The organism is Micromonospora sp. RTBAU3-60, from assembly GCF_054963695.1.
Genome location: NZ_JBUEGB010000016.1, coordinates 95,366 through 114,357, shown reverse-complemented (window position 1 = coordinate 114,357; position 18,992 = coordinate 95,366). Strand labels below are relative to the sequence as shown.

The window sequence follows — 18,992 nt, the reverse complement described above, 5'->3', positions numbered from 1 at the left end:
CCGATTCGCCGGAGCACGTTATCGACGGGGGAGGAAGCGGAACAAGACCCTTTCCGGTGGACTCAGTCGCGGCGGAGCCAGAGGACGCCGAGCGGGGGCACCCGCAGCGTCGCCGAGGCGGCCATCCCATGCCAGGGCACGCTCTCCGCGTGCACCGCGCCGAGGTTCCCCACCCCGGACCCGCCGTAGTGTTCGGCGTCGGTGTTGATCACCTCGGTCCAGGTGCCGCTGGCCGGCAGGCCGACCCGGTAGCCCTCCAGCGGCCGGGCGGAAAAGTTCGCCACGCAGACCAGCGTGGCGCCGTCCGGGGCGATCCGCACGAACGAGACGCTGTTGTTGGCGACGTCGTCCCCGGCGATCCAGCGGAAGCCGGCGGGTTCGGTGTCCTGCGCCCACAGCGCCGGGGTGGCCCGGTAGACGCGGTTCAGGTCGCCGACCAGGCGTTGCACGCCGGCCCGCGCCGGGTCGTGCAGCAGGTACCAGTCGAGGCCGCGCTCCTCGCTCCACTCCCGGTCGTCGGCCAGCTCACAGCCCATGAAGAGCAGTTGCTTGCCGGGGTGCGCCCACATGTACGCCAGGAGCGCCCGCACGTTGGCCAGCCGCTGCCAGGTGTCGCCGGGCATCTTGCCGACCAGGGAGCCCTTGCCGTGCACCACCTCGTCGTGGCTGATCGGCAGCACGTAGTTCTCGCTCCAGGCGTACGCCAGGGAGAAGGTGAGCTGATGGTGGTGGTGCTGCCGGTAGATCGGGTCCTTCGAGGTGTAGAGCAGGGTGTCGTGCATCCAGCCCATGTTCCACTTGAAGCCGAAGCCCAGCCCGCCCTCACCGGTCGGGCGGGTGACGCCGGGCCAGGCGGTGGACTCCTCGGCGACCATCACCACGCCGGGGTGGTGCTTGTAGACGGTGGCGTTGGTCTCCTGCAGGAACGCGATGGCCTCCAGATGCTCCCGGCCGCCGTGCACGTTGGGCACCCACTGGCCCTCCGGCCGGGAGTAGTCCAGGTAGAGCATCGAGGCCACCGCGTCGACCCGCAGCCCGTCGGCGTGGAACTGCTCGCACCAGTAGAGCGCGTTGGCCACCAGGAAGTTGCGCACCTCCCGGCGGCCGAAGTCGAAGACGTACGTGCCCCAGTCGGGGTGCTCGCCGCGGCGCGGGTCGGGGTGCTCGTACAGCGGGGTGCCGTCGAAGCGGCCCAGGGCCCACTCGTCGCGCGGGAAGTGCGCCGGCACCCAGTCGAGGAGGACCCCGATGCCGGCCTGGTGCAGCCGGTCGACCAGGTAGCGGAAGTCGTCCGGGTCGCCGAACCGGGCGGTGGGGGCGTAGTAGCCGGTGACCTGGTAGCCCCAGGAGCCGCCGAACGGGTGCTCCATCACCGGCAGGAACTCCACGTGGGTGAACCCCATGCCGGTCACGTACTCGGTGAGCTGCTCGGCCAGTTCCCGGTAGCCGAGGCCCGGCCGCCAGGAGCCGAGGTGCACCTCGTACACGCTCATCGGCTCCTGGTGCGGTCGCCGCTTCGCCCGCCGCTCCAACCAGGCGGCGTCGCCCCACTCGTACGTCGAGTGGTGCACGACGGAGGCGGTGGCCGGCGGTACCTCGGTGCGCGCGGCCATCGGGTCGGCCTTGTCCCGCCAGTGCCCGTCGGCGCCGAGGATCCGGTACTTGTAGCGGGCGCCGGCCGGCACGCCCGGCACGAAGATCTCCCACACCCCGCTGGCGCCGAGCGAGCGCATCGGCCAGCCGTCGTCCGGCGCCCAGCCGGTGAAGTCGCCGACCACCCGGACCCCGCGGGCGTTGGGCGCCCAGACCGTGAACGCCACGCCCTCGTCGAACACCCGGGCACCGAGCGCGTCCCAGAGCCGCTCGTGCCGCCCCTCGCCGATCAGGTGCAGGTCCAGCTCGCCGAGGGTGGGCGGGTAGCGGTAGGGGTCGTCGAGCACGGTGCCGTCGACCTCGACCCGGTAGTCGAGCACCTCGCCGGGCAGCACGGCCTCGAAGACGCCGACGTCGTGCACTCGTTTCATCGGGTGCCGCTGGTCGCCGACGAGCACGACCACGTCGGCCGCGCCCCGGCGCATGGTCCGGACGGTGGTGCGCCCGGCCGCCGGGTGCGCGCCGAGCACGGTGTGCGGGTCGTACGCCTCGCCGGAGATCAGCTGCTCCATCGTTCGTCATCCTCCACGGCCGGTGCGGTCGGGGCGGTGCCGCCGGACAGGTCGGCGGGTACGTCCTCGACGGTCAGGTCGGGCGCCGCCGGGTGCTCCGGTTCCGGTGCGGCCGGCGCGTCGGGCCGCCGCACCGTGAAGACGTGCGCGGGTTGCAGGTACGGGTCGAGCCGGACGGCGTTGCGCTGTCCCCACTCGTAGCTGGCCCCGGACAGCTCGTCGTGCACGGTGAAGCGTTCGTGCCAGTCGAGGCCGAGCGCCGGCATGTCCAGCGTGGTGTTGCCCCACTGCACCTCGCGGGAGTCGAACGAGCAGACCACCAGCACGGTGTTGCCGGTGTCCGGGTCGTGCTTGGACCAGCAGAGCAGGGCCGGGTTGTCGATGTCGTGGAAACGCAGGTTGCGCAGCCGGTGCAGGGCGGGGTTGTCGCGGCGTACCCGGTTGAGGGTGGCGATGAACGGGGCGAGTGAGCGGCCCTGCGCCTGGGCCTCGGCCCACTCTCGGGGGCGCAGCTCGTACTTCTCGTTGTCCAGGTACTCCTCGGCGCCGGGGCGGGCGACGTGTTCGAACAGCTCGAAGCCGGCGTACATGCCCCAGGAGGGGGAGAGCAGCGCGGCCAGCACCGCCCGGATCTTGAACATCGGCGGCCCGCCGTGCTGGAGCGACTCGTGCAGGATGTCGGGCGTGTTGGGCCAGAAGTTCGGTCGCATGTAGTCGGCCGCCGCGACCAGCTCCGCGCAGTACGCCCGCATCTCCGCCGCGCTGGTGCGCCAGGTGAAGTACGTGTACGACTGGGTGAAGCCGATCTTGCCGAGGCCGTGCATGATCGCCGGGCGGGTGAACGCCTCGGCGAGGAAGAGCACGTCCGGCTCGATCTTCTTGACCTCCCAGATCAGCCAGTGCCAGAAGTCGAACGGCTTGGTGTGCGGGTTGTCGACCCGGAAGATCCGGATGCCCTCGCCGACCCAGTGCAGCACCACCCGCAGGATCTCCGCCCGGATCCCCTCCGGGTCGTTGTCGAAGTTCAGCGGGTAGATGTCCTGGTACTTCTTCGGCGGGTTCTCCGCGTACGCGATGCTGCCGTCGGCCCGGGTGGTGAACCACTCCGGATGCTCGGTCACCCACGGGTGGTCCGGGGCGCACTGCAACGCCAGGTCCATCGCCACCTCCAAGCCCTGTTCGGCGGCGGCGGCGAGGAAGTCGCGGAAGTCCTCCGGCGTACCCAGGTCGGGGTGGATGGCGTCGTGGCCGCCCTCGGCGGCGCCGATCGCCCACGGCGAGCCGACGTCGTCCGGCCCGGCGGTGAGCGAGTTGTTGCGGCCCTTGCGGTTGACCCGGCCGATCGGGTGGATCGGCGGCAGGTAGAGCACGTCGAAGCCCATCGCCGCGACCCCGGGGAGCCGCTCCGTCGCGGTGCCGAAGGTCCCCGACCGGGCCGGCGCGTCGACGGTGGCCGGGATCGCGCCCTCGGAGCGGGGGAAGAACTCGTACCAGGCGGAGAAGAGGGCCCGGGGCCGGTCCACCCAGAGCTGGTACTCGTCGCCGGTGGTGACCAGCTCCCGGACCGGGTGGTCCCAGAGCAGCGCGGCCAGGTCGAGCGCCGGGCCGACCCGCCGGCGCAGCTCCCGGTCGTCGTCGCGCAGCGCGGCCGCCGCCGCCCCCACCCGCGCCCGGTCGGCGTCCGGGACCAGCTCCAGCGCCGCCTCCAGCACCCGGGCGCCCTCGGCCAGGTCGTTGGCCAGCTCCGTCGCGCCCTGGCCGGCGGCCAGCTTCTTGGTGACCGCGTTCTGCCAGGTCAGGTACGGATCGTGGAACGCCTCGACGGCGAATCGCCAGGCGCCGACCGCGTCCGGCCGGATGGTGGCGTGCCAGCGGTCCTGGCCGGGCTCGCCGGGCCGCATCCGGGTGAACGGGCGGGCCACGCCGTCCGGGCCGAGCCACACCACGTTGCAGCCGAGCGCATCGTGTCCCTCGCGGTAGGCGCGGGCGGACACCGGGACCAGCTCGCCCACCACCGCCTTGGCCGGGTAGCGACCGCAGGAGACGACGGGGGAGACGCCTTCGATCGGGAACCGTCCACTCACCGGTTCAACCTACTGCGCGAGATCGCTTCGCGCTCGGGTCGAGGCGTGCGCCACCTGTCGGGCCTACGCGGAACCCTTCTGACACGTATCATTGGTAATACGTGTCACGAGGAGGCGGGATGAAGCTCAACAGCAAAGGCCAGGTGACCATCCCCGCCGCCCTGCGTGCCCGGCACGGGCTGCACGAGGGCGACGAGGTCGACGTCGTCGAGGAGGGCGGCGCGCTGCGAATCGTGCGGGTGAGCGGCGCGGAGAGCCGGGGGCAACGCCTGGTCCGGCACATGCGCGGGCGTGGGGGAGCCCGACAGGCCGAGGGGATGTCCACGGATGAGTTGATGGAACTGCTTCGTGGCGAGTGAGCTGGTCCGGGCCGTCCCCACCCGATCGGATGACGCGGCCACCACCCTGGTCGACACCAACGTCCTGCTGGACATCTACACCGAGGACCCGCGCTGGGCCGAATGGTCGGGCAACGCCCTGGCCGCCGCCCGCGACACCGGCGCCCTGGTCATCAACCCGATCGTGTACGCCGAGGTGTCGGTGCGTTTCGCCAGCATCGAGGAGCTCGACGAGGCGCTGCCGGCCGCGGACTTCCTGCGCGAGGAACTGCCGTATCCGGCGGGCTTCCTCGCCGGCAAGGCGTACGCGAGGTACCGCGCGCAGGGCGGCACCAAGCGTTCACCGGTCGCGGATTTCTACATCGGAGCCCATGCGGCCGTGTGCGGCTACCGCCTGTTGACCCGGGACGGTGCCCGCTACCGCACGTACTTCCCCAAGCTGGCGGTTGTCTCGCCCAGCACCTGAGCGTTGGTCAGCCGGCGGCGCCCACCGACCGGTACACCTCCAGCGTCCGCTGCGCGATCGTGTCCCAGGAGAAGTGCTCCACGGCCCGGCGCCGCCCGGCGCGGCCGAACTCCGCGGTGCGCGCCGGGTCGGCCAGCAGCTCGTTGAGCCGGGCCGCCAGGTCGGCCACGAACCGCGCCGGGTCCAGCGGCCGGCCACTGCCGTCGCTGGCCTGGTCGATCGGCACCAGCAGCCCGGTCTCGCCGTCGACCACCACCTCGGGGATGCCGCCGGTGGCGGTCGCCACCACGGCCGTCTCGCAGGCCATCGCCTCCAGGTTGACGATGCCCATCGGCTCGTACACCGACGGACAGGCGAAGATCGTGGCGTGGGTGAGCACCTGGATCACCTCGTGCTTGGGCAGCATCGCGGCCACCCAGACCACCCCGGAGCGGTTGGCCCGCAGCTCGGCGACCAGCTGCTCCACCTCGGCCGCGATGTCCGGCGTGTCGGGGGCGCCGGCGAGCAGCACGAGCTGGGTGTCGGCGGGCAGCTCCCGGGCCGCCCGCAGCAGGTACGGCAGGCCCTTCTGCCGGGTGATCCGCCCGACGTAGACCACGCTGGGGCGGGACGGGTCGATGCCGAGCCGGTCCACCACGTCGGTGCCGAGGTCCGGGGCGTACTGCCCGGTGTCGATGCCGTTGTAGACCACCCGCACCCGGTCCGGGTTCACCGCCGGGTAGGCCATCAGGACGTCCCGCCGCATTCCCTCGCTGACCGCGATCACCGCGTCGGCGGACTCCACCGCCGTGCGCTCGCACCAGGAGGAGAGGGCGTACCCGCCGCCGAGCTGTTCGGCCTTCCACGGCCGCAGCGGCTCCAGGCTGTGCGCGGTGACCACGTGCGGCACCCCATACAGCAGCTTCGCGGTGTGTCCGGCCAGGTTGGCGTACCAGGTGTGGCTGTGCACCACGTCGGTGCCGGCGCAGCCGGCCGCCATCTCCAGGTCGACGCCCATGGTCCGCAGCGCCGGGTTCGCGTCGGCCAGTGCGGCCGGCTCGACGTACGCGGTGACGCCCGGCTCGTCGCGCGGCGCGCCGAAGCAGTGCACCCGCACGTCGGCGATGCGGCGCAGCTCGCGCGCCAGGTACTCGACGTGCACCCCGGCCCCGCCGTACACCTCCGGCGGGTACTCCCGGGTGAGCAGATCAACGCGCAGCCGAGCCGAATCCGTCATGCCCGGCACCCTAGTGCAGTTCCGCGCCGCGCACCCGGCGCAGAACTGTGCCCGTACGAGTGGTGAACTTGGGGCGGGATCGATAGCGTCTGAGCATGGCTGCCAAGGTGCTCGCGATCGTCCTGGCCGGCGGGGAGGGCAAGCGCCTGATGCCCCTCACCACCGACCGCGCGAAGCCCGCCGTCCCCTTCGGCGGGATGTACCGCATGGTCGACTTCGTCCTCTCCAACCTGGCGAACGCCGGCTATCTCAAGATCGTCGTGCTGACCCAGTACAAGTCCCACTCGCTGGACCGCCACATCACCCAGACGTGGCGCATGTCGACCATGCTCGGCAACTACGTCACCCCGGTGCCGGCGCAGCAGCGCCGCGGCCCGTGGTGGTTCGCCGGCTCCGCCGACGCGATCTACCAGAGCTTCAACCTGATCAACGACGAGCAGCCGGACTATGTGATCGTCTTCGGCGCCGACCACATCTACCGGATGGACCCGCGGCAGATGGTGGAGGCCCACATCGCCTCCGGCGCCGCCGTCACCGTGGCGGGCATCCGCCAGCCGCTGTCGATGGCGGACCAGTTCGGCGTGATCGAGGTCGGCGAGGACGGCCGGCGGATCCGAGCCTTCCGCGAGAAGCCCACCGACGCGGTGGGACTGCCCGACGCACCCGACCAGATCTACGCCTCGATGGGCAACTACGTCTTCACCACCAGGGCGCTCTGCGAGGCCGTCGAGCGCGACGCCGAGGACAAGACCAGCAAGCACGACATGGGCGGCAGCATCATCCCGATGCTGGTCGAGCGGGGCGAGGCCAACGTCTACGACTTCAAGGACAACGAGGTGCCCGGCAGCACCGACCGGGACCGCGGCTACTGGCGGGACGTGGGAACCCTCGACTCGTTCTACGACGCCCACATGGACCTGATCAACGTCCACCCGGTGTTCAACCTCTACAACTTCGACTGGCCGATCTACAGCAACCAGCCGCCGTACCCGCCGGCCAAGTTCGTCCACGCCTGGGGGGAACGGGTCGGCCGGGCGGTCAGCTCGATGGTCTCGCCCGGGTCGGTGATCTCGGGTTCGCTGGTGGAGAACTCGATCGTCTCGCCGAAGGTGAAGGTCCACTCCTGGGCGCACGTGGACGGCGCGGTGCTCATGGAGGGTGTCGAGATCGGCCGACACGCGGTGGTCCGACGGGCCATCCTGGACAAGAACGTCTACGTCCCGGAGGGCGCCGAGATCGGCGTCGACCTGGAGAAGGACCGCCAGCGCTACACCGTCTCCGACAACGGCATCGTCGTGATCGGCAAGGGCCAGACCGTCGAGCCCTGACCGCCGTCCATCTCTTCGAGGAGGTCCCCGCAGTGGCCCACCCCCGTGCCGGCCAACCCGCCGAGCCCGCCGACCTGGTCGACGTACCCCGGCTGGTCACCGCCTACTACGCCGAGCACCCCGATCCGGCGGACCCGGCGCAGCAGGTCTCCTTCGGCACCTCCGGCCATCGCGGGTCCAGCCTCAAGAACGCCTTCAACGAGGACCACATCCTCGCCGTCACCCAGGCGCTCTGCGACTACCGGCGGGAGCGCGGCGTGGACGGGCCACTGTTCGTCGCCCGGGACACCCACGCGCTCTCCGCCCCGGCGGCGGTCAGCGCGCTGGAGGTGCTCGCCGCCAACGAGGTCACCGTGCTGCTGGACAGCCGCGACGGCTACACGCCGACCCCGGCCCTGTCGCACGCCATCCTCACGCACAACCGCGGGCGGACCACCGGCCTCGCCGACGGCATCGTGATCACCCCGTCGCACAACCCGCCGGACGACGGCGGCTTCAAGTACAACCCCACCCACGGTGGGCCCGCCGACACCGACGTCACGAAGTGGATCCAGGACCGCGCGAACGCCATCCTCACCGCCGGGCTCAAGGAGGTGAAACGCCTCCCGTACGCGCGGGCGCGCGCCGCCGACACCACCGGGGAGTACGACTTCCTGACCCGGTACGTCGACGACCTGCCGGCCGTGCTGGACATCGCCGCGATCCGCGACGCCGGGGTGCGCATCGGCGCCGACCCGATGGGCGGGGCGAGCGTGGCGTACTGGGGGGAGATCGCCGAGCGGCACCGGCTCGACCTGACGGTGACCAACCCGACCGTCGACCCGACCTGGCGGTTCATGACCCTCGACGGCGACGGCAAGATCCGGATGGACTGCTCCTCGCCGAACGCGATGGCCTCGCTGATCGCCGCCCGCGACCGCTACCAGGTCTCCACCGGCAACGACGCCGACGCCGACCGGCACGGCATCGTCACCCCCGACGGCGGCCTGATGAACCCCAACCACTACCTCGCCGTGGCGATCGGTCACCTGTTCCGGACCCGGGACCAGTGGGGGCCCGCGGCGGCGGTCGGCAAGACCCTCGTCTCCTCCTCGATGATCGACCGGGTGGCCGCCGACCTGGGCCGCCCGCTGCTGGAGGTGCCGGTCGGCTTCAAGTGGTTCGTGCCCGGCCTGCTCGACGGGGCGGTCGGGTTCGGCGGCGAGGAGAGCGCCGGCGCGTCCTTCCTGCGCCGGGACGGCGGCACCTGGACCACCGACAAGGACGGCATCCTGCTCTGCCTGCTCGCCGCGGAGATCATCGCCAGCACCGGGCGCAGCCCCAGCCAGCACTGGGCCGAGCTGGCGGAGCGCTTCGGCGCGCCCGCGTACGCCCGGATCGACGCGCAGGCCAGCCGGGAGGAGAAGGCCGTGCTCGGCAAGCTCTCCCCGGAGCAGGTGACCGCGACCGAGTTGGCCGGCGAGCCGATCACGGGCATCCTCACCACCGCCCCCGGCAACGGCGCGCCGATCGGCGGGCTGAAGGTGACCACCGAGTCGGGTTGGTTCGCTGCCCGGCCCTCCGGCACGGAGGACGTATACAAGATCTACGCCGAGTCGTTCCAGGGACCCGAGCACCTGACCCGGATCCAGGACGAGGCGAAGGCCCTGGTCGACGAGGTGCTGTCGAAGGCGTGAGTCCAGCTCCTGGGCGCCGGCGCGCAGCGGTCAGCGGGGCGGGGGCAGCTCGCGCCGGCTGAGCTGCTCGCGCAGCTCGTCGGGAAGCAACTCCCGGAGCTGGTCGGGCAGCAGCGGCAGGTCGAGCAGGCTGAGCTTGAGCTGGCTGCGTTCCTGGTAGCGGCGGGGATCGAGCCGGACGACCAGGCCGGCGTCGCGGACGTAGCGGGCCTCCACCGCGCCCTCGGTGGCGGCGTCGCGGATCACGAGGCCGTCGACCTCGACAGCCACCGGCGCCGAACTGGGCCGGAGGTCGAACCGGATGCTCTCCTCGGGGGAGAACACCACCGATCGGGAGATGCCCGACATGGGCGCGGAGGGCGTCACCACCACCGCCTGGGTGGCGGGCGACACCAGCGGTCCGCCGGCGGCGTAGCTGTAGGCGGTGGAGCCGGTGGGTGTGCTCACCACCAGGGCGTCGCAGCGGTAGTAGCCGTACTCCTGCCCGTCGACGGCGAGGCTGGCGGTGACGAAGCCCAGCCCCGGCTGGCGGACCAGGGCGACGTCGTTGAACGCCACCACGTCGTCGCCGCACACGTCACAGGCCAGGCAGGCGTGCGACTCGACGGTGAAGTCGTGCGCCACCAGCCGGTCCAGCGCCCGCGGGAGGTCCGGCGGCTCCACCTCGACCAGGAAGCCGACCCGGCCCAGGTGCACCCCGAGCACCGGCTTCGGATCATGTACCGCCGCGCGCAGGGCGCCCAGCATGGTGCCGTCCCCACCGATGCTGATCAACGCGTCCGAGCGGGCGGCCAGCTCCGGCCCCGGGACCGGCTCCACGGAGGACGGGACCCGGTGCCGGTCCTCGGCACGGACGGCCAACGTCTTGCCGTGCCGGGCCGCCCACCGGTCGATGATCCCGACCACCTCGGAGACGTCCCGGGTGGGATGGAGGACCAGCCCGAACACATACCCCGCCACCGGTACAGCTCACCACAGGACCGGGGACAAGGCGCGCAAACCGGGCACGACGACGCGGGCGGGGTGGTCCGTGGCACGCCCCGACCTTCCGCCAGTTATCGCCCTCGCCGCCCGGATCGCCGACCCGCCGGGCCGGCGTGACTTTTGCCGCCCGTGCCGCTGGCCTGCTAGTTTGCCGATCTGGTGCCGGCGTCGAACCGGCGCAGGCAGCGAACCGACGACAGCCCCGGTCGCCGAACGGCGCCGGGCGCCGAGCATCGGGAGATCATGTGGAAAACCCCTCCAGGATCGCGCCGGCGCGGTTGTACGTCCTCGACGGCCTGCGGCTGGTCGCCGCACTTCTCGTCGTGGCTTTCCACTTCACCGTGTTCTCCCGGCCCTGGGGCGTCCCGAACGGTGCCGCGCTACCCGCGGTGGTCCCGGTCACCCAGTTCGGCTGGCTCGGCGTCTACCTCTTCTTCCTGATCAGCGGCTTCGTGATCTGCATGAGCGCCGAGGGACGCGGCCTGGCGCAGTTCGCCACCGCCCGGATCACCCGGCTCTACCCCGCGTACTGGTTCGCGGTGCTCGCCACGACGGCGGTGGTCGCCCTGTGGCCGGTCGTCACCAGGCCGCTGCGCCCGGGTGACGTGTTGACCAACCTGACCATGTTCCAGGAGCTGCTCGGCGTGCCGAGTGTCGACGTCGTCTACTGGACCCTGACGGTCGAACTGCGGTTCTACCTGCTCTTCGGCGTGTTCGTGCTGCTCCGCGGTTACACCCCGCGCCGAGTGCTGCTCTTCGCCGCGGGCTGGCTGGTCGCCGGCCTCTTCGCCACGGACGTCCCACTGCTGGCCAAGCTGCTGGTCCCCCGGGACTCCGCCTTCTTCGTCGCCGGCATGGCGCTGTATCTGATCTACCGGCATGGAGGCAACCTCTACCTGTGGGGCCTGGTCGGGGCGTCCTGGCTGGTCGCGCTGGAGATGGTGGGCACGGTGACGCCGCGCGGCCCGGTCCACAACCCGTTCTCCCCGACCGAGGTCGCCATCGTCGAGGCGGGGCTGGTCACACTGTTCTTCCTGATCATCGCCGGCGTGGCCACGCATCGCCTGGCGGTCGGTTGGCGCTGGTTGACCTTCGCCGGGGCGCTGACCTATCCGCTCTACCTGCTGCACGAGTACGTCGGCTGGACCATGATCCACTACGTCCGTGCGGTTCTGCCACCGTGGGCCGCGGTCCTCGTCGTGCTGGCGGCGCTCCTGGTGATCTCCTGGCTCGTGTACCGGTACGTCGAAAAGCCGGTCTCCGGCTGGCTGCGGCGCCGGTTCCGGGCGAGCCGGTTGCCGGCGACCTTCCTGCAGCGGCCGCCCGCCGACCGGCCGCCATCGCAGGGGACCGGGTCGACGTCGGTGCCCAGGCAGTCGGAACACCGGGCGCCGGTGACCGACGGAGCGTTGGCCCTGGTCCCGCGGTCGAACTCGCACTGACCGAACCCTTCGGCGCCGACTGGTCGCGCCTCGCCTGAAGGCGGGCTCTGCCGGGCGCACCTGTTTCACGCCCGCCGCGGCAGCCTGACCGCCTAGGGTCAGGTGCGGACGCCCTCGACCGTGGTGCTGCCGGCCGGAGCGGCGGGCCAGGCATTCTCGTCCAGTTCGACCCGCCGCAGGCCGCCGGTGTACACAGCCCGCCTGCCACGAGAAGGGAAGAATGGGATAAATCAGAAGGATTCCCCTCTAGGCTGGCATCAGGGTTCGCCAGCAGGAGGGCGGTACACCGATGGGATGCGGCTGCGAGATCCACCCCGACGCCAAGGCGGCCGGTGCACCACACGGTCCGCTGTCCCCCCGGTCGGTCGCCCATCGCCCCGCCCCGCTGCCGTGGCCGACCGGGGGATGCGCGGAGGCGGGAGGCTCGGAATGCGACTGCTGATCACCGGCGGCGCCGGCTTCATCGGCGCGAACCTGGTCCGGATCGCCTCGGCCGACCCGGCCGTCACCGACATCCGGGTGCTCGACGACCTCTCCACCGGCAGCAGGTCGAACCTGGCCGGCCTCGACGTGGAACTGCGCGAAGGCTCCATCCTGGACGAGGCCCGACTGTCCCGGGCCATGGCCGGCCGGGACGTGGTCGTACACCTGGCCGCGATGTCCAGCGTGCCCGGCTCGATCCGGGAGCCGGTCGCCGCGCACGGCATCAACGCCACCGGCACGCTCTCCGTCCTCGAAGCCGCCCGCCGGGAGGGGGTCCGGCACGTCGTGCTGGCCTCGTCCTCGTCGGTCTACGGCGCCAATCCCGAACTGCCGAAGAGCGAGTGGACCTGGACCAGCCCGCTCAGCCCCTACGCCGCCGGCAAACTCGCCACCGAGGCGTACGCGTCCGCGTACCAGGCCTGCTACGGCCTGCCCACCCTCGCCCTGCGCCTCTTCAACGTCTATGGCCCGGGCCAGCGCCACGACCACGCATACGCCGCGGTCATCCCCCAGTTCGTGCACGCCGCACTGCAGGACGAGCCGGTGGTCATCCACGGCGACGGTCGCCAGAGTCGGGACTTCACCTACGTGGACACCGTCTGCGAGGTCATCCTCGACGCCGTCCGGCGGCACGTGCACCAGCCCCAACCCGTGAACCTGGCCTTCGGCACCCGGACCGACCTGCATTCGGTGCTGACCGAGCTCGAACTGATCCTCGGTCGACCGGTCGCCCGGCGGTACGCGCCGGCCCGGGTGGGAGACATCCTGCACTCCGAGGCGGACAACCATCTCATGCGCCAGTTGTTCCCGCAGGCGGCAGCCGTACCGCTCGCCGAAGGGCTCGCTGCCACGGTCGCGTGGCACCAGACGCACGTTCCGCTGCGGGCCCGGGTGGCCGCACACTCCGAGCGCCGGGCCGAGCCGGTCGTCGGCTGAGGCGCAGGTGGGGCGGTTGAGGCCGCACCGGCATCCTCACCACTGCCTCCGGACCAATGGGGAGCAGTGGGCGTTTTTGCATAACCTGTAACGGCACTCCTCGTTGAACGACCTGGGCGGAGACCGGTCGCCCTGCACACACAGCCGCCTGTCGTGTGGCAGCAACGAGGAGGTCCTTTGAAGATCGTCGTTACCGGGGCCGCCGGTTTCATCGGCTCGAACCTCTTGCGTGCCCTCGCCGACGTCCGACAGGTGACTGAGATCGTGGCGGTGGACGACCTGTCCACCGGCTTTCTGGAAAATCTCGCCGATCTCCCCGTCCGCCTGATCACCGGGACGATCCTCGACCCCGACGTGCTTGACGAGGCGACCGCCGACGCCGACAGCATCGTCCACCTTGGCGCCCTCGGCTCGGTTCCCCGCTCAATCGACAACCCGATCCAAAGTCACCACGCCAACGCCACCGGCACCCTGAGCGTGCTGGAGGCGGCACGCCGCCACGGCGTACCCCAGGTGGTCATCGCTTCCTCGTCCTCCGTCTACGGCGCGAACCCGGTCCTGCCCCGGGTGGAGACTCTCCGGCCGGTGCCGGTGAGCCCGTACGCGGTCTCGAAACTCGCCACGGAGACATACGCCCTTGCATACGCTGCCTGCTACGGCATGGCGGTATTGCCCTTCCGCTTCTTCAACGTCTTCGGTCCCCGCCAGGCCGCCAACCACGCGTACGCCGCGGTCGTGCCGAGGTTCGTCTCCGCCGCGCTGGCCGGGGAACCGCTGCGCGTCCACGGGGACGGCCAGCAGACCCGCGACTTCACCTACGTCGGAAGTGTCACCTCGGTGATCGTCGACGCGGTGCTACGACGGGTCTCCGCCCCCGACGTCGTCAACCTTGCGTTCGGGGCCCGGATCTCGCTGCTTGAACTGATCGCCGAGCTGGAACAGGTCCTCGGCCGGCGGCTGGACGTCGTGCATGAGGCACCCCGGCCCGGCGACGTCAGGGACTCCCAGGCGGACAGTGCGGTGCTGCGGGCGCTCTTCCCCGACGTGGCGCCGGTGCCGTGGACCGAGGGGGTGCGCGCGACGGTGGAGTGGTACGCGACACGGGTGTCGAAGCAGCCGGTGGGATGACCGACCAGCCGGTGGCGCAACGGACCCGCCCAGCGGCGGCACCGGGCGTGGCGGTTAGGGACGAGAGCACCGCCTCCCGCTCGCGTACCCGGTCGCTGGCCATCGGTGTCGTCTCGTCCCTGGCCGGTAAGGCGGTCGGGCTGGTGGCGCCGCTAGTGGTCACCCCGCTCACCTTCGGGTACCTCGGCTCCGAGACGTACGGCCTGTGGATGGCGGTGACCTCGCTGACCAGCATGGCGCTCTTCGCCGACTTCGGCCTCGGCAACGGCCTTATGACCCGACTGGCCCGGTTGCGGGCGGAGGGTGACCGGAAGGCTGCCGTGCGCGAGATCTCCAGTGCGTACGCCGTACTTGGCGCGGTGGCGGCGACTCTCCTCTTGTTGCTACTGAGCTCCCTGAGCCACGTCGACTGGCCGGCGCTGTTCCGCGTCGTCGATCCCGCAGTGCAGTCTGACGTACGGCCGGTGGTGGTGGTTTGCTTCGGCGCCTTCCTGCTGAACATCCCGCTCAGCCTGGTTCAGCGGGTCCAGTACGCGCACCAGGAGGTGGCCTGGAGTAACCTGTGGCAGGCGGCTGGAAGCCTGGTCTGCATCGGACTGGTCTGGGTGGCCGTTCGCACCCACCAGGACCCGGTGCTGGTCGTCGCCGCCGGGGTGCTTGCGGTGCCGTTAGTCAACCTGGCCAACACGCTCCACCATTTCGGCTGGCGCGCGCCAGGGTTGGCGCCCCGTCCCAGCGCCGTGGGCCTGGCCCGCACCGGCCAGCTGCTACGGCTGGGCGCGGCGTTCTTCGTCATCTCGGTGCTCAGCTCCGTTTCCATGAACCTGGACTCGTTCCTCGTGGGACGGGTCTTGGGCCTGCACCAAGCAGCCGCCTATGCGGTCGCGCTGAAGCTGTTTGCCCTGCTTGCGCTCTTCGTCACGCTGGTCAACCTTCCCCTCTGGCCAGCGAACGGGGAGGCACTAGCCCAGGGCGACGTCGCGTGGGTGAGGCGCAACACGCGACGGATGGCGCGGCTGTCCGTGGCGGCGGTCGCGTTGCCAGGCACGGGGTTGGTCATCTTCGGCGACGACGTGCTGCGGCTGTGGATCGGCGCGGCTGACCTGGCGCCCCTGCCAACCGGTCTGTTCGCCGCCTTGGCCATCGGGTCGGTCCTGCTCGCCGTCGCCGGGCCGCTGTTCATGGCACAGAACAGCGTCGGTGTGCTACGACCGCAACTCATCGGCTGGTCGGTGTTCCTGGCGGCGTCGATCCCCGCGAAGGTCTTCCTTGCCCAGGCGGTCGGACTCACCGGCGTCGCGGTTGCCGCCGCGTGCACGTACGCCACGACAGTCCTGCCCGCTGCGGTAGTGGGATATCGACGGACGTTGGCCACTGTAGCTGCCAGCTCTGTTACACCACGGGAGGCGTACCACGATGCTTGACAGCGTTCGCTGGGTGACTTCGCTGCGGGAGCTCGGCCGCCGACACCTGCCGACGATGACGCTCCCATCACTCCTGCCGATCTTCGGGTGATCCGGTGAGGGTGCGGGCGGGTCGGCCGAGCCCGGTCCTGTGGGGACCGGCGTCGGCGGCCGACATGGTGTGGACGACCGCTCGACGGATCCGTCGGGCGGTCCGGGGTTGGGCACTCGCCGGCCGGTTCGCGTCGCGGGGCGACAACGTCGTCTTCGACCCGGACGGGGTGTACTCGTTCGAGACGATCGAGCTGGGCAGCAACGTCGACCTCGGGTATCGCCCCATGCTGATCGCCGCCCGTGGGCGGATCCGGATCGGCAACAACGTCATGTTCGGGCCGGAGGTCACCATCAGGGGCGGGAACCACCGCACGGACGTCGTCGGCCGGCCCATGATCGCCGTGGGCAAGCAGCCCGGGGAGCAGCGGTACGACCGCGGCGTGACGATCGAGGACGACGTATGGATCGGCACTCGGGCCATTGTGCTGCACGGCGTGACGATCGGACGCGGTGCGGTCGTCGGGGCAGGCGCCGTGGTGACCCGGTCGGTGCCGCCCTATGCGATCGCGGCCGGAAACCCGGCACGGGTCATCCGGCTGCGGTGGCCGGTGGCAACCATCCGCGAGCACGAGCGCGCGCTCTACCCGACGGACCGGCGGTTGGGCGACGAGGAACTGGGCGCGCTGGCAGACCTACCGGGCGCGTTCGACACGTCGACCACGCCGCTGGCGACAAAGGTGCTCACGGTCGACGTCCAGGAGCGGTAGTCGAACTCCTCGGCACGCTTCCGGGCGGCGCGGCTCATCCGGCGCCACTCGTCGTCGTTCAAATCGAGTGCCCGTAGCAGGCCGACGCGCACACCATCCGCCGTCGGTCCGGCGAGCACCAGCCCCTCTCGGCCGTCCGTTACGTACCGAGCGAGATCGCTGGTGTGGTTCAGCAGCACCGGGCACCCCGCAGCGAGGCTTTCCGGCACCTTCGACGGGAAACCCGCCCGGGCGTATTCCGCGTCGGGCCGGACCAGGACCGAGAAGTGCGCGCACGCCAGCTCGGCCAAGACCCGCTCACGAGGTACCCGACCCAGGAAGGTGACCTGGCCGTCGATGTCATCGAGGTCGGAGTCGTTCAGGTCGGACATACCGTTCGCCTGCTCGCGGGACATCCCCGCGATGGTCAGCCGGACCCGGTGTCGCTGCGCATCGGGGAGCCGCCGAATCCCCTCCACCACCACGGCCAGCATGTCCTTGGCACCGGCGGTGCCGGCATACAGCAGCTTCAACCCGTCGGCAAGCGAGGGCGGTGCGGGGTACGCGAACGTGTCTCGGTCGACCTGCGGTGGCACGAGCAGGGTAGGTCGTCGATGGGCGAAATCGTCCCGGAGCGCGGTGGAGATCACGATGGTACGGTCAGCCAGCCGGGCGGCGAGGAACGCGCTCCACCGATGCCGGATGAACGGCGGAGCGAACCGGCCGCGGGCGAACTGCTGCGGGTCATACCGCTCCAGCACGTCCACGATGACCGGTCGGCGTACCGCGAGCCGGAGCACGGCCCAGGTGGTCAGTGTCCACAGCCCCAACGGCAGGCAGACGGCGCTCAGGTCGGCCGGCCGCAAACCAGTACGGCGCAGCGCCACCAGCACCCGCACCGACCGCCACTGCCGCTGCCACCAGCGGGCCAGACGACCTCCCGTCGTTACGGGCAGGGTCACCACTCGGATGTCCGGCGGCAGCGGGGGATTCCTCGGCGGGCAAGTCCCGTCGGCCGGCCAGTCGTTGACCACGATGGCGGTACTGCCAGGCGGGGTGGCCGAGCGGGCCAAGTGCAGCATCCGGTTGGACAGGGCGTCACCGTCGGGAAAGCGGCCTGCGGCGATCAGGAGCAGCCTGGGGGGTGCCTTGTCGGCGAACATGCACCCCACCTTGCCAGAGATCATCAGCCATTGTGGTGTTATCACCTGAATGAGTGCTTTTACCGAGTCACGGCGATGGGTCCGTACTACCCCGGCCCCACGCACAGCGCTACGGGGACCGATATGACGAGAATCCTGATCCTGACCGACTATCGGGACACCTTCTACTCCACCTTCAGGACGGTCCACACCCTGCTGTCCATGGACGTGGCCCGACTCGCCGACAATTTCCGCCGAGCGGGATTCACGCCGGAGGTCATCAGCTTCCGAGAGCTCGATCTCGGCGCGGACCTGCAAGGTGTGCCGGTCCTCTACACCTCGTCTGAAGACACCGGCCTCGAATACAAGAGCTGGATCGAGGATCTGGTTCTGGCGCTCGAAGCATCCGGCGCCAGAACCCTCCCCGGCTACCGGTTCCTACGCGCCCACCACAACAAGGTGATGATGGAGGCGCTACGTACTCAACTGTTCCCGAAGGAGGCCGCCGAACTGCACACCCGCAGTTTCGGCACTTTTGAGGAGTTGGCGACCGCAACCGCGCTGGACGGACGGTGGCCGAAGGTTATCAAAGCGTCGGTGGGAGCCGGCTCCCTCAACGTGGCCCTCGTCCACAACCGCGCCGACCTCCTGAAGGTCGCACGGCAGATCAGCCGCACCCACAACCCGCGCGAGACGCTGCGCGAGCACGGCAAGCGGATCCTCCGTCGTGGACGACACCACGCGAACTCGTTGCACCGGCAGAAGTTCATCGTCCAGGAGTTCATCCCCGGTCTGACCGGCGACTTCAAGGTGCTGCGGTTCGCTGACCGCTACTACACGCTGTGGCGGCAGAACCGGCCGGGTGACTTCCGCGCGAGCGGAAGCGGTATTTTCGACTACCACAGCACCGCCGGGGTGGACCGCGCGGCCCTGCTCGACTACGCCGAGCAGGTCACCGACACGCTCGGCACACCCACGGCGTCACTCGACGTCGGATTCGACGGCCGTCGCTTCCACCTGATCGAGTTCCAATGCCTGCACTTCGGCACCGTCACCGCCGAGCGGTCGACGCACTACTACACCAGGTCCGACGGCTCGTGGCGGCAGGTCGCCGACCGCTGCGACATCGAGGCCGTGTTCTGTGACGCGATCGTGCAGTACCTCAACCAGTGGCCGGCCTGACGTGGCTGGCAGGTGCCGCCGCCCGCCGATGCGTGAGCTGGAGCGGCCGGTTCGACATTGACAGGGCGTGGGAGTTCGCTGCTGGCTGGTCCATGCCACCCCGGCATTCCGGTCGTTCATGTGAGTAAGAGGCTTTTGCTGGGATTCGTCGCATACTGTCCTGCTTGTGGCGGTCGCAGCGCCGGAACGTGTCAGCAAGGGGGAGACGTGGAAACGAGG

14 protein-coding genes and 1 pseudogene are annotated in these 18,992 nt (G+C 70.6%); 10 read left to right on the top strand and 5 right to left on the bottom strand.

All coding sequences use genetic code 11. The annotated features are described in order from the left end of the window. Positions 1-62 precede the first annotated feature (62 nt). Complete coding sequence (glgB, locus tag ACY34I_RS18305; protein ID WP_462756195.1) at positions 63-2,165, bottom strand: 1,4-alpha-glucan branching protein GlgB; 2,103 nt, start codon at positions 2,163-2,165, stop codon at positions 63-65. Continuing rightward, complete coding sequence (locus ACY34I_RS18300) at positions 2,153-4,249, bottom strand: alpha-1,4-glucan--maltose-1-phosphate maltosyltransferase (protein ID WP_462756194.1); 2,097 nt, start codon at positions 4,247-4,249, stop codon at positions 2,153-2,155. Before ACY34I_RS18300 ends, glgB begins: the two co-directional genes overlap by 13 nt. A gap of 119 nt (positions 4,250-4,368) precedes the next feature. Between ACY34I_RS18300 and ACY34I_RS18295 the strand changes: the two genes are divergently transcribed. After that, positions 4,369-4,608 carry an AbrB/MazE/SpoVT family DNA-binding domain-containing protein gene (locus tag ACY34I_RS18295; protein WP_148794213.1) on the top strand — a complete coding sequence of 80 codons (240 nt, stop codon included), beginning with the start codon at positions 4,369-4,371 and terminating at the stop codon, positions 4,606-4,608. Continuing rightward, positions 4,598-5,053: a type II toxin-antitoxin system VapC family toxin gene (locus ACY34I_RS18290; protein ID WP_462756193.1), complete on the top strand. Its 456-nt coding sequence runs from the start codon at positions 4,598-4,600 to the stop codon at positions 5,051-5,053. Before ACY34I_RS18295 ends, ACY34I_RS18290 begins: the two co-directional genes overlap by 11 nt. Before the next feature lie 7 nt (positions 5,054-5,060). On the opposite strand, the gene glgA is transcribed toward ACY34I_RS18290, so the two are convergent. Continuing rightward, positions 5,061-6,269, bottom strand: coding sequence for a glycogen synthase (gene glgA / locus ACY34I_RS18285; RefSeq protein WP_462756192.1), 1,209 nt, complete (start codon positions 6,267-6,269; stop codon positions 5,061-5,063). 95 nt (positions 6,270-6,364) lie between these two features. On the opposite strand from glgA, the gene glgC reads away from it, so the two are divergent. Continuing rightward, positions 6,365-7,597 (top strand): glucose-1-phosphate adenylyltransferase, encoded by a 1,233-nt coding sequence (glgC, locus tag ACY34I_RS18280; RefSeq protein ID WP_148794210.1) that lies wholly within the window; start codon positions 6,365-6,367, stop codon positions 7,595-7,597. A 32-nt stretch (positions 7,598-7,629) separates the two neighbouring features. Continuing rightward, the gene (gene pgm, locus ACY34I_RS18275) at positions 7,630-9,273 is read left to right on the top strand and encodes a phosphoglucomutase (alpha-D-glucose-1,6-bisphosphate-dependent) (protein ID WP_462756191.1); all 1,644 of its coding nucleotides are present in this window, start codon (positions 7,630-7,632) and stop codon (positions 9,271-9,273) included. Positions 9,274-9,303: 30 nt separating this feature from the next. On the opposite strand, the gene ACY34I_RS18270 is transcribed toward pgm, so the two are convergent. Beyond that, positions 9,304-10,233 (bottom strand): NAD(+)/NADH kinase, encoded by a 930-nt coding sequence (locus ACY34I_RS18270; protein WP_148794208.1) that lies wholly within the window; start codon positions 10,231-10,233, stop codon positions 9,304-9,306. A gap of 269 nt (positions 10,234-10,502) precedes the next feature. Here ACY34I_RS18270 and ACY34I_RS18265 point away from each other — a divergent pair, with 269 nt between their 5' ends. The 5 genes from ACY34I_RS18265 to ACY34I_RS18245 all read left to right on the top strand — a co-directional run bounded on the left by ACY34I_RS18265 (position 10,503) and on the right by ACY34I_RS18245 (position 16,470). Next, positions 10,503-11,699: an acyltransferase family protein gene (locus ACY34I_RS18265; RefSeq protein ID WP_462756190.1), complete on the top strand. Its 1,197-nt coding sequence runs from the start codon at positions 10,503-10,505 to the stop codon at positions 11,697-11,699. 429 nt (positions 11,700-12,128) lie between these two features. After that, the gene (locus tag ACY34I_RS18260) at positions 12,129-13,118 is read left to right on the top strand and encodes an NAD-dependent epimerase/dehydratase family protein (protein ID WP_462756189.1); all 990 of its coding nucleotides are present in this window, start codon (positions 12,129-12,131) and stop codon (positions 13,116-13,118) included. A gap of 177 nt (positions 13,119-13,295) precedes the next feature. Continuing rightward, the gene (locus tag ACY34I_RS18255) at positions 13,296-14,246 is read left to right on the top strand and encodes an NAD-dependent epimerase/dehydratase family protein (protein ID WP_462756188.1); all 951 of its coding nucleotides are present in this window, start codon (positions 13,296-13,298) and stop codon (positions 14,244-14,246) included. Beyond that, complete coding sequence (locus ACY34I_RS18250; protein ID WP_462756187.1) at positions 14,243-15,670, top strand: lipopolysaccharide biosynthesis protein; 1,428 nt, start codon at positions 14,243-14,245, stop codon at positions 15,668-15,670. The genes ACY34I_RS18255 and ACY34I_RS18250 overlap by 4 nt, the downstream gene beginning before the upstream one ends. A gap of 155 nt (positions 15,671-15,825) precedes the next feature. Further along, on the top strand, positions 15,826-16,470 hold the full coding sequence (locus ACY34I_RS18245; RefSeq protein WP_462756186.1) for an acyltransferase: 645 nt from the start codon (positions 15,826-15,828) through the stop codon (positions 16,468-16,470). Between the two features lie 26 nt (positions 16,471-16,496). Here ACY34I_RS18245 and ACY34I_RS18240 read toward each other — a convergent pair. Then, positions 16,497-17,531 (bottom strand): annotated as a pseudogene (locus ACY34I_RS18240) (glycosyltransferase); the annotation flags it as partial. Positions 17,532-17,735: 204 nt separating this feature from the next. Here ACY34I_RS18240 and ACY34I_RS18235 point away from each other — a divergent pair. Further along, positions 17,736-18,773: an ATP-grasp domain-containing protein gene (locus ACY34I_RS18235; RefSeq protein WP_462756185.1), complete on the top strand. Its 1,038-nt coding sequence runs from the start codon at positions 17,736-17,738 to the stop codon at positions 18,771-18,773. The last annotated feature ends 219 nt before the right edge of the window (positions 18,774-18,992 follow it).

Bases quoted from the DNA above. Each gene is read 5' to 3' on its own strand.
- glgB (WP_462756195.1), bottom strand. From the start codon at position 2,165: ATGGAGCAGCTGATCTCCGGCGAGGCGTACGACCCGCACACCGTGCTC.
- ACY34I_RS18295 (WP_148794213.1), top strand. From the start codon at position 4,369: ATGAAGCTCAACAGCAAAGGCCAGGTGACCATCCCCGCCGCCCTGCGT.
- glgA (WP_462756192.1), bottom strand. From the start codon at position 6,269: ATGACGGATTCGGCTCGGCTGCGCGTTGATCTGCTCACCCGGGAGTAC.
- glgC (WP_148794210.1), top strand. From the start codon at position 6,365: ATGGCTGCCAAGGTGCTCGCGATCGTCCTGGCCGGCGGGGAGGGCAAG.
- ACY34I_RS18260 (WP_462756189.1), top strand. From the start codon at position 12,129: ATGCGACTGCTGATCACCGGCGGCGCCGGCTTCATCGGCGCGAACCTG.
- ACY34I_RS18250 (WP_462756187.1), top strand. From the start codon at position 14,243: ATGACCGACCAGCCGGTGGCGCAACGGACCCGCCCAGCGGCGGCACCG.
- ACY34I_RS18245 (WP_462756186.1), top strand. From the start codon at position 15,826: ATGGTGTGGACGACCGCTCGACGGATCCGTCGGGCGGTCCGGGGTTGG.
- ACY34I_RS18235 (WP_462756185.1), top strand. From the start codon at position 17,736: ATGACGAGAATCCTGATCCTGACCGACTATCGGGACACCTTCTACTCC.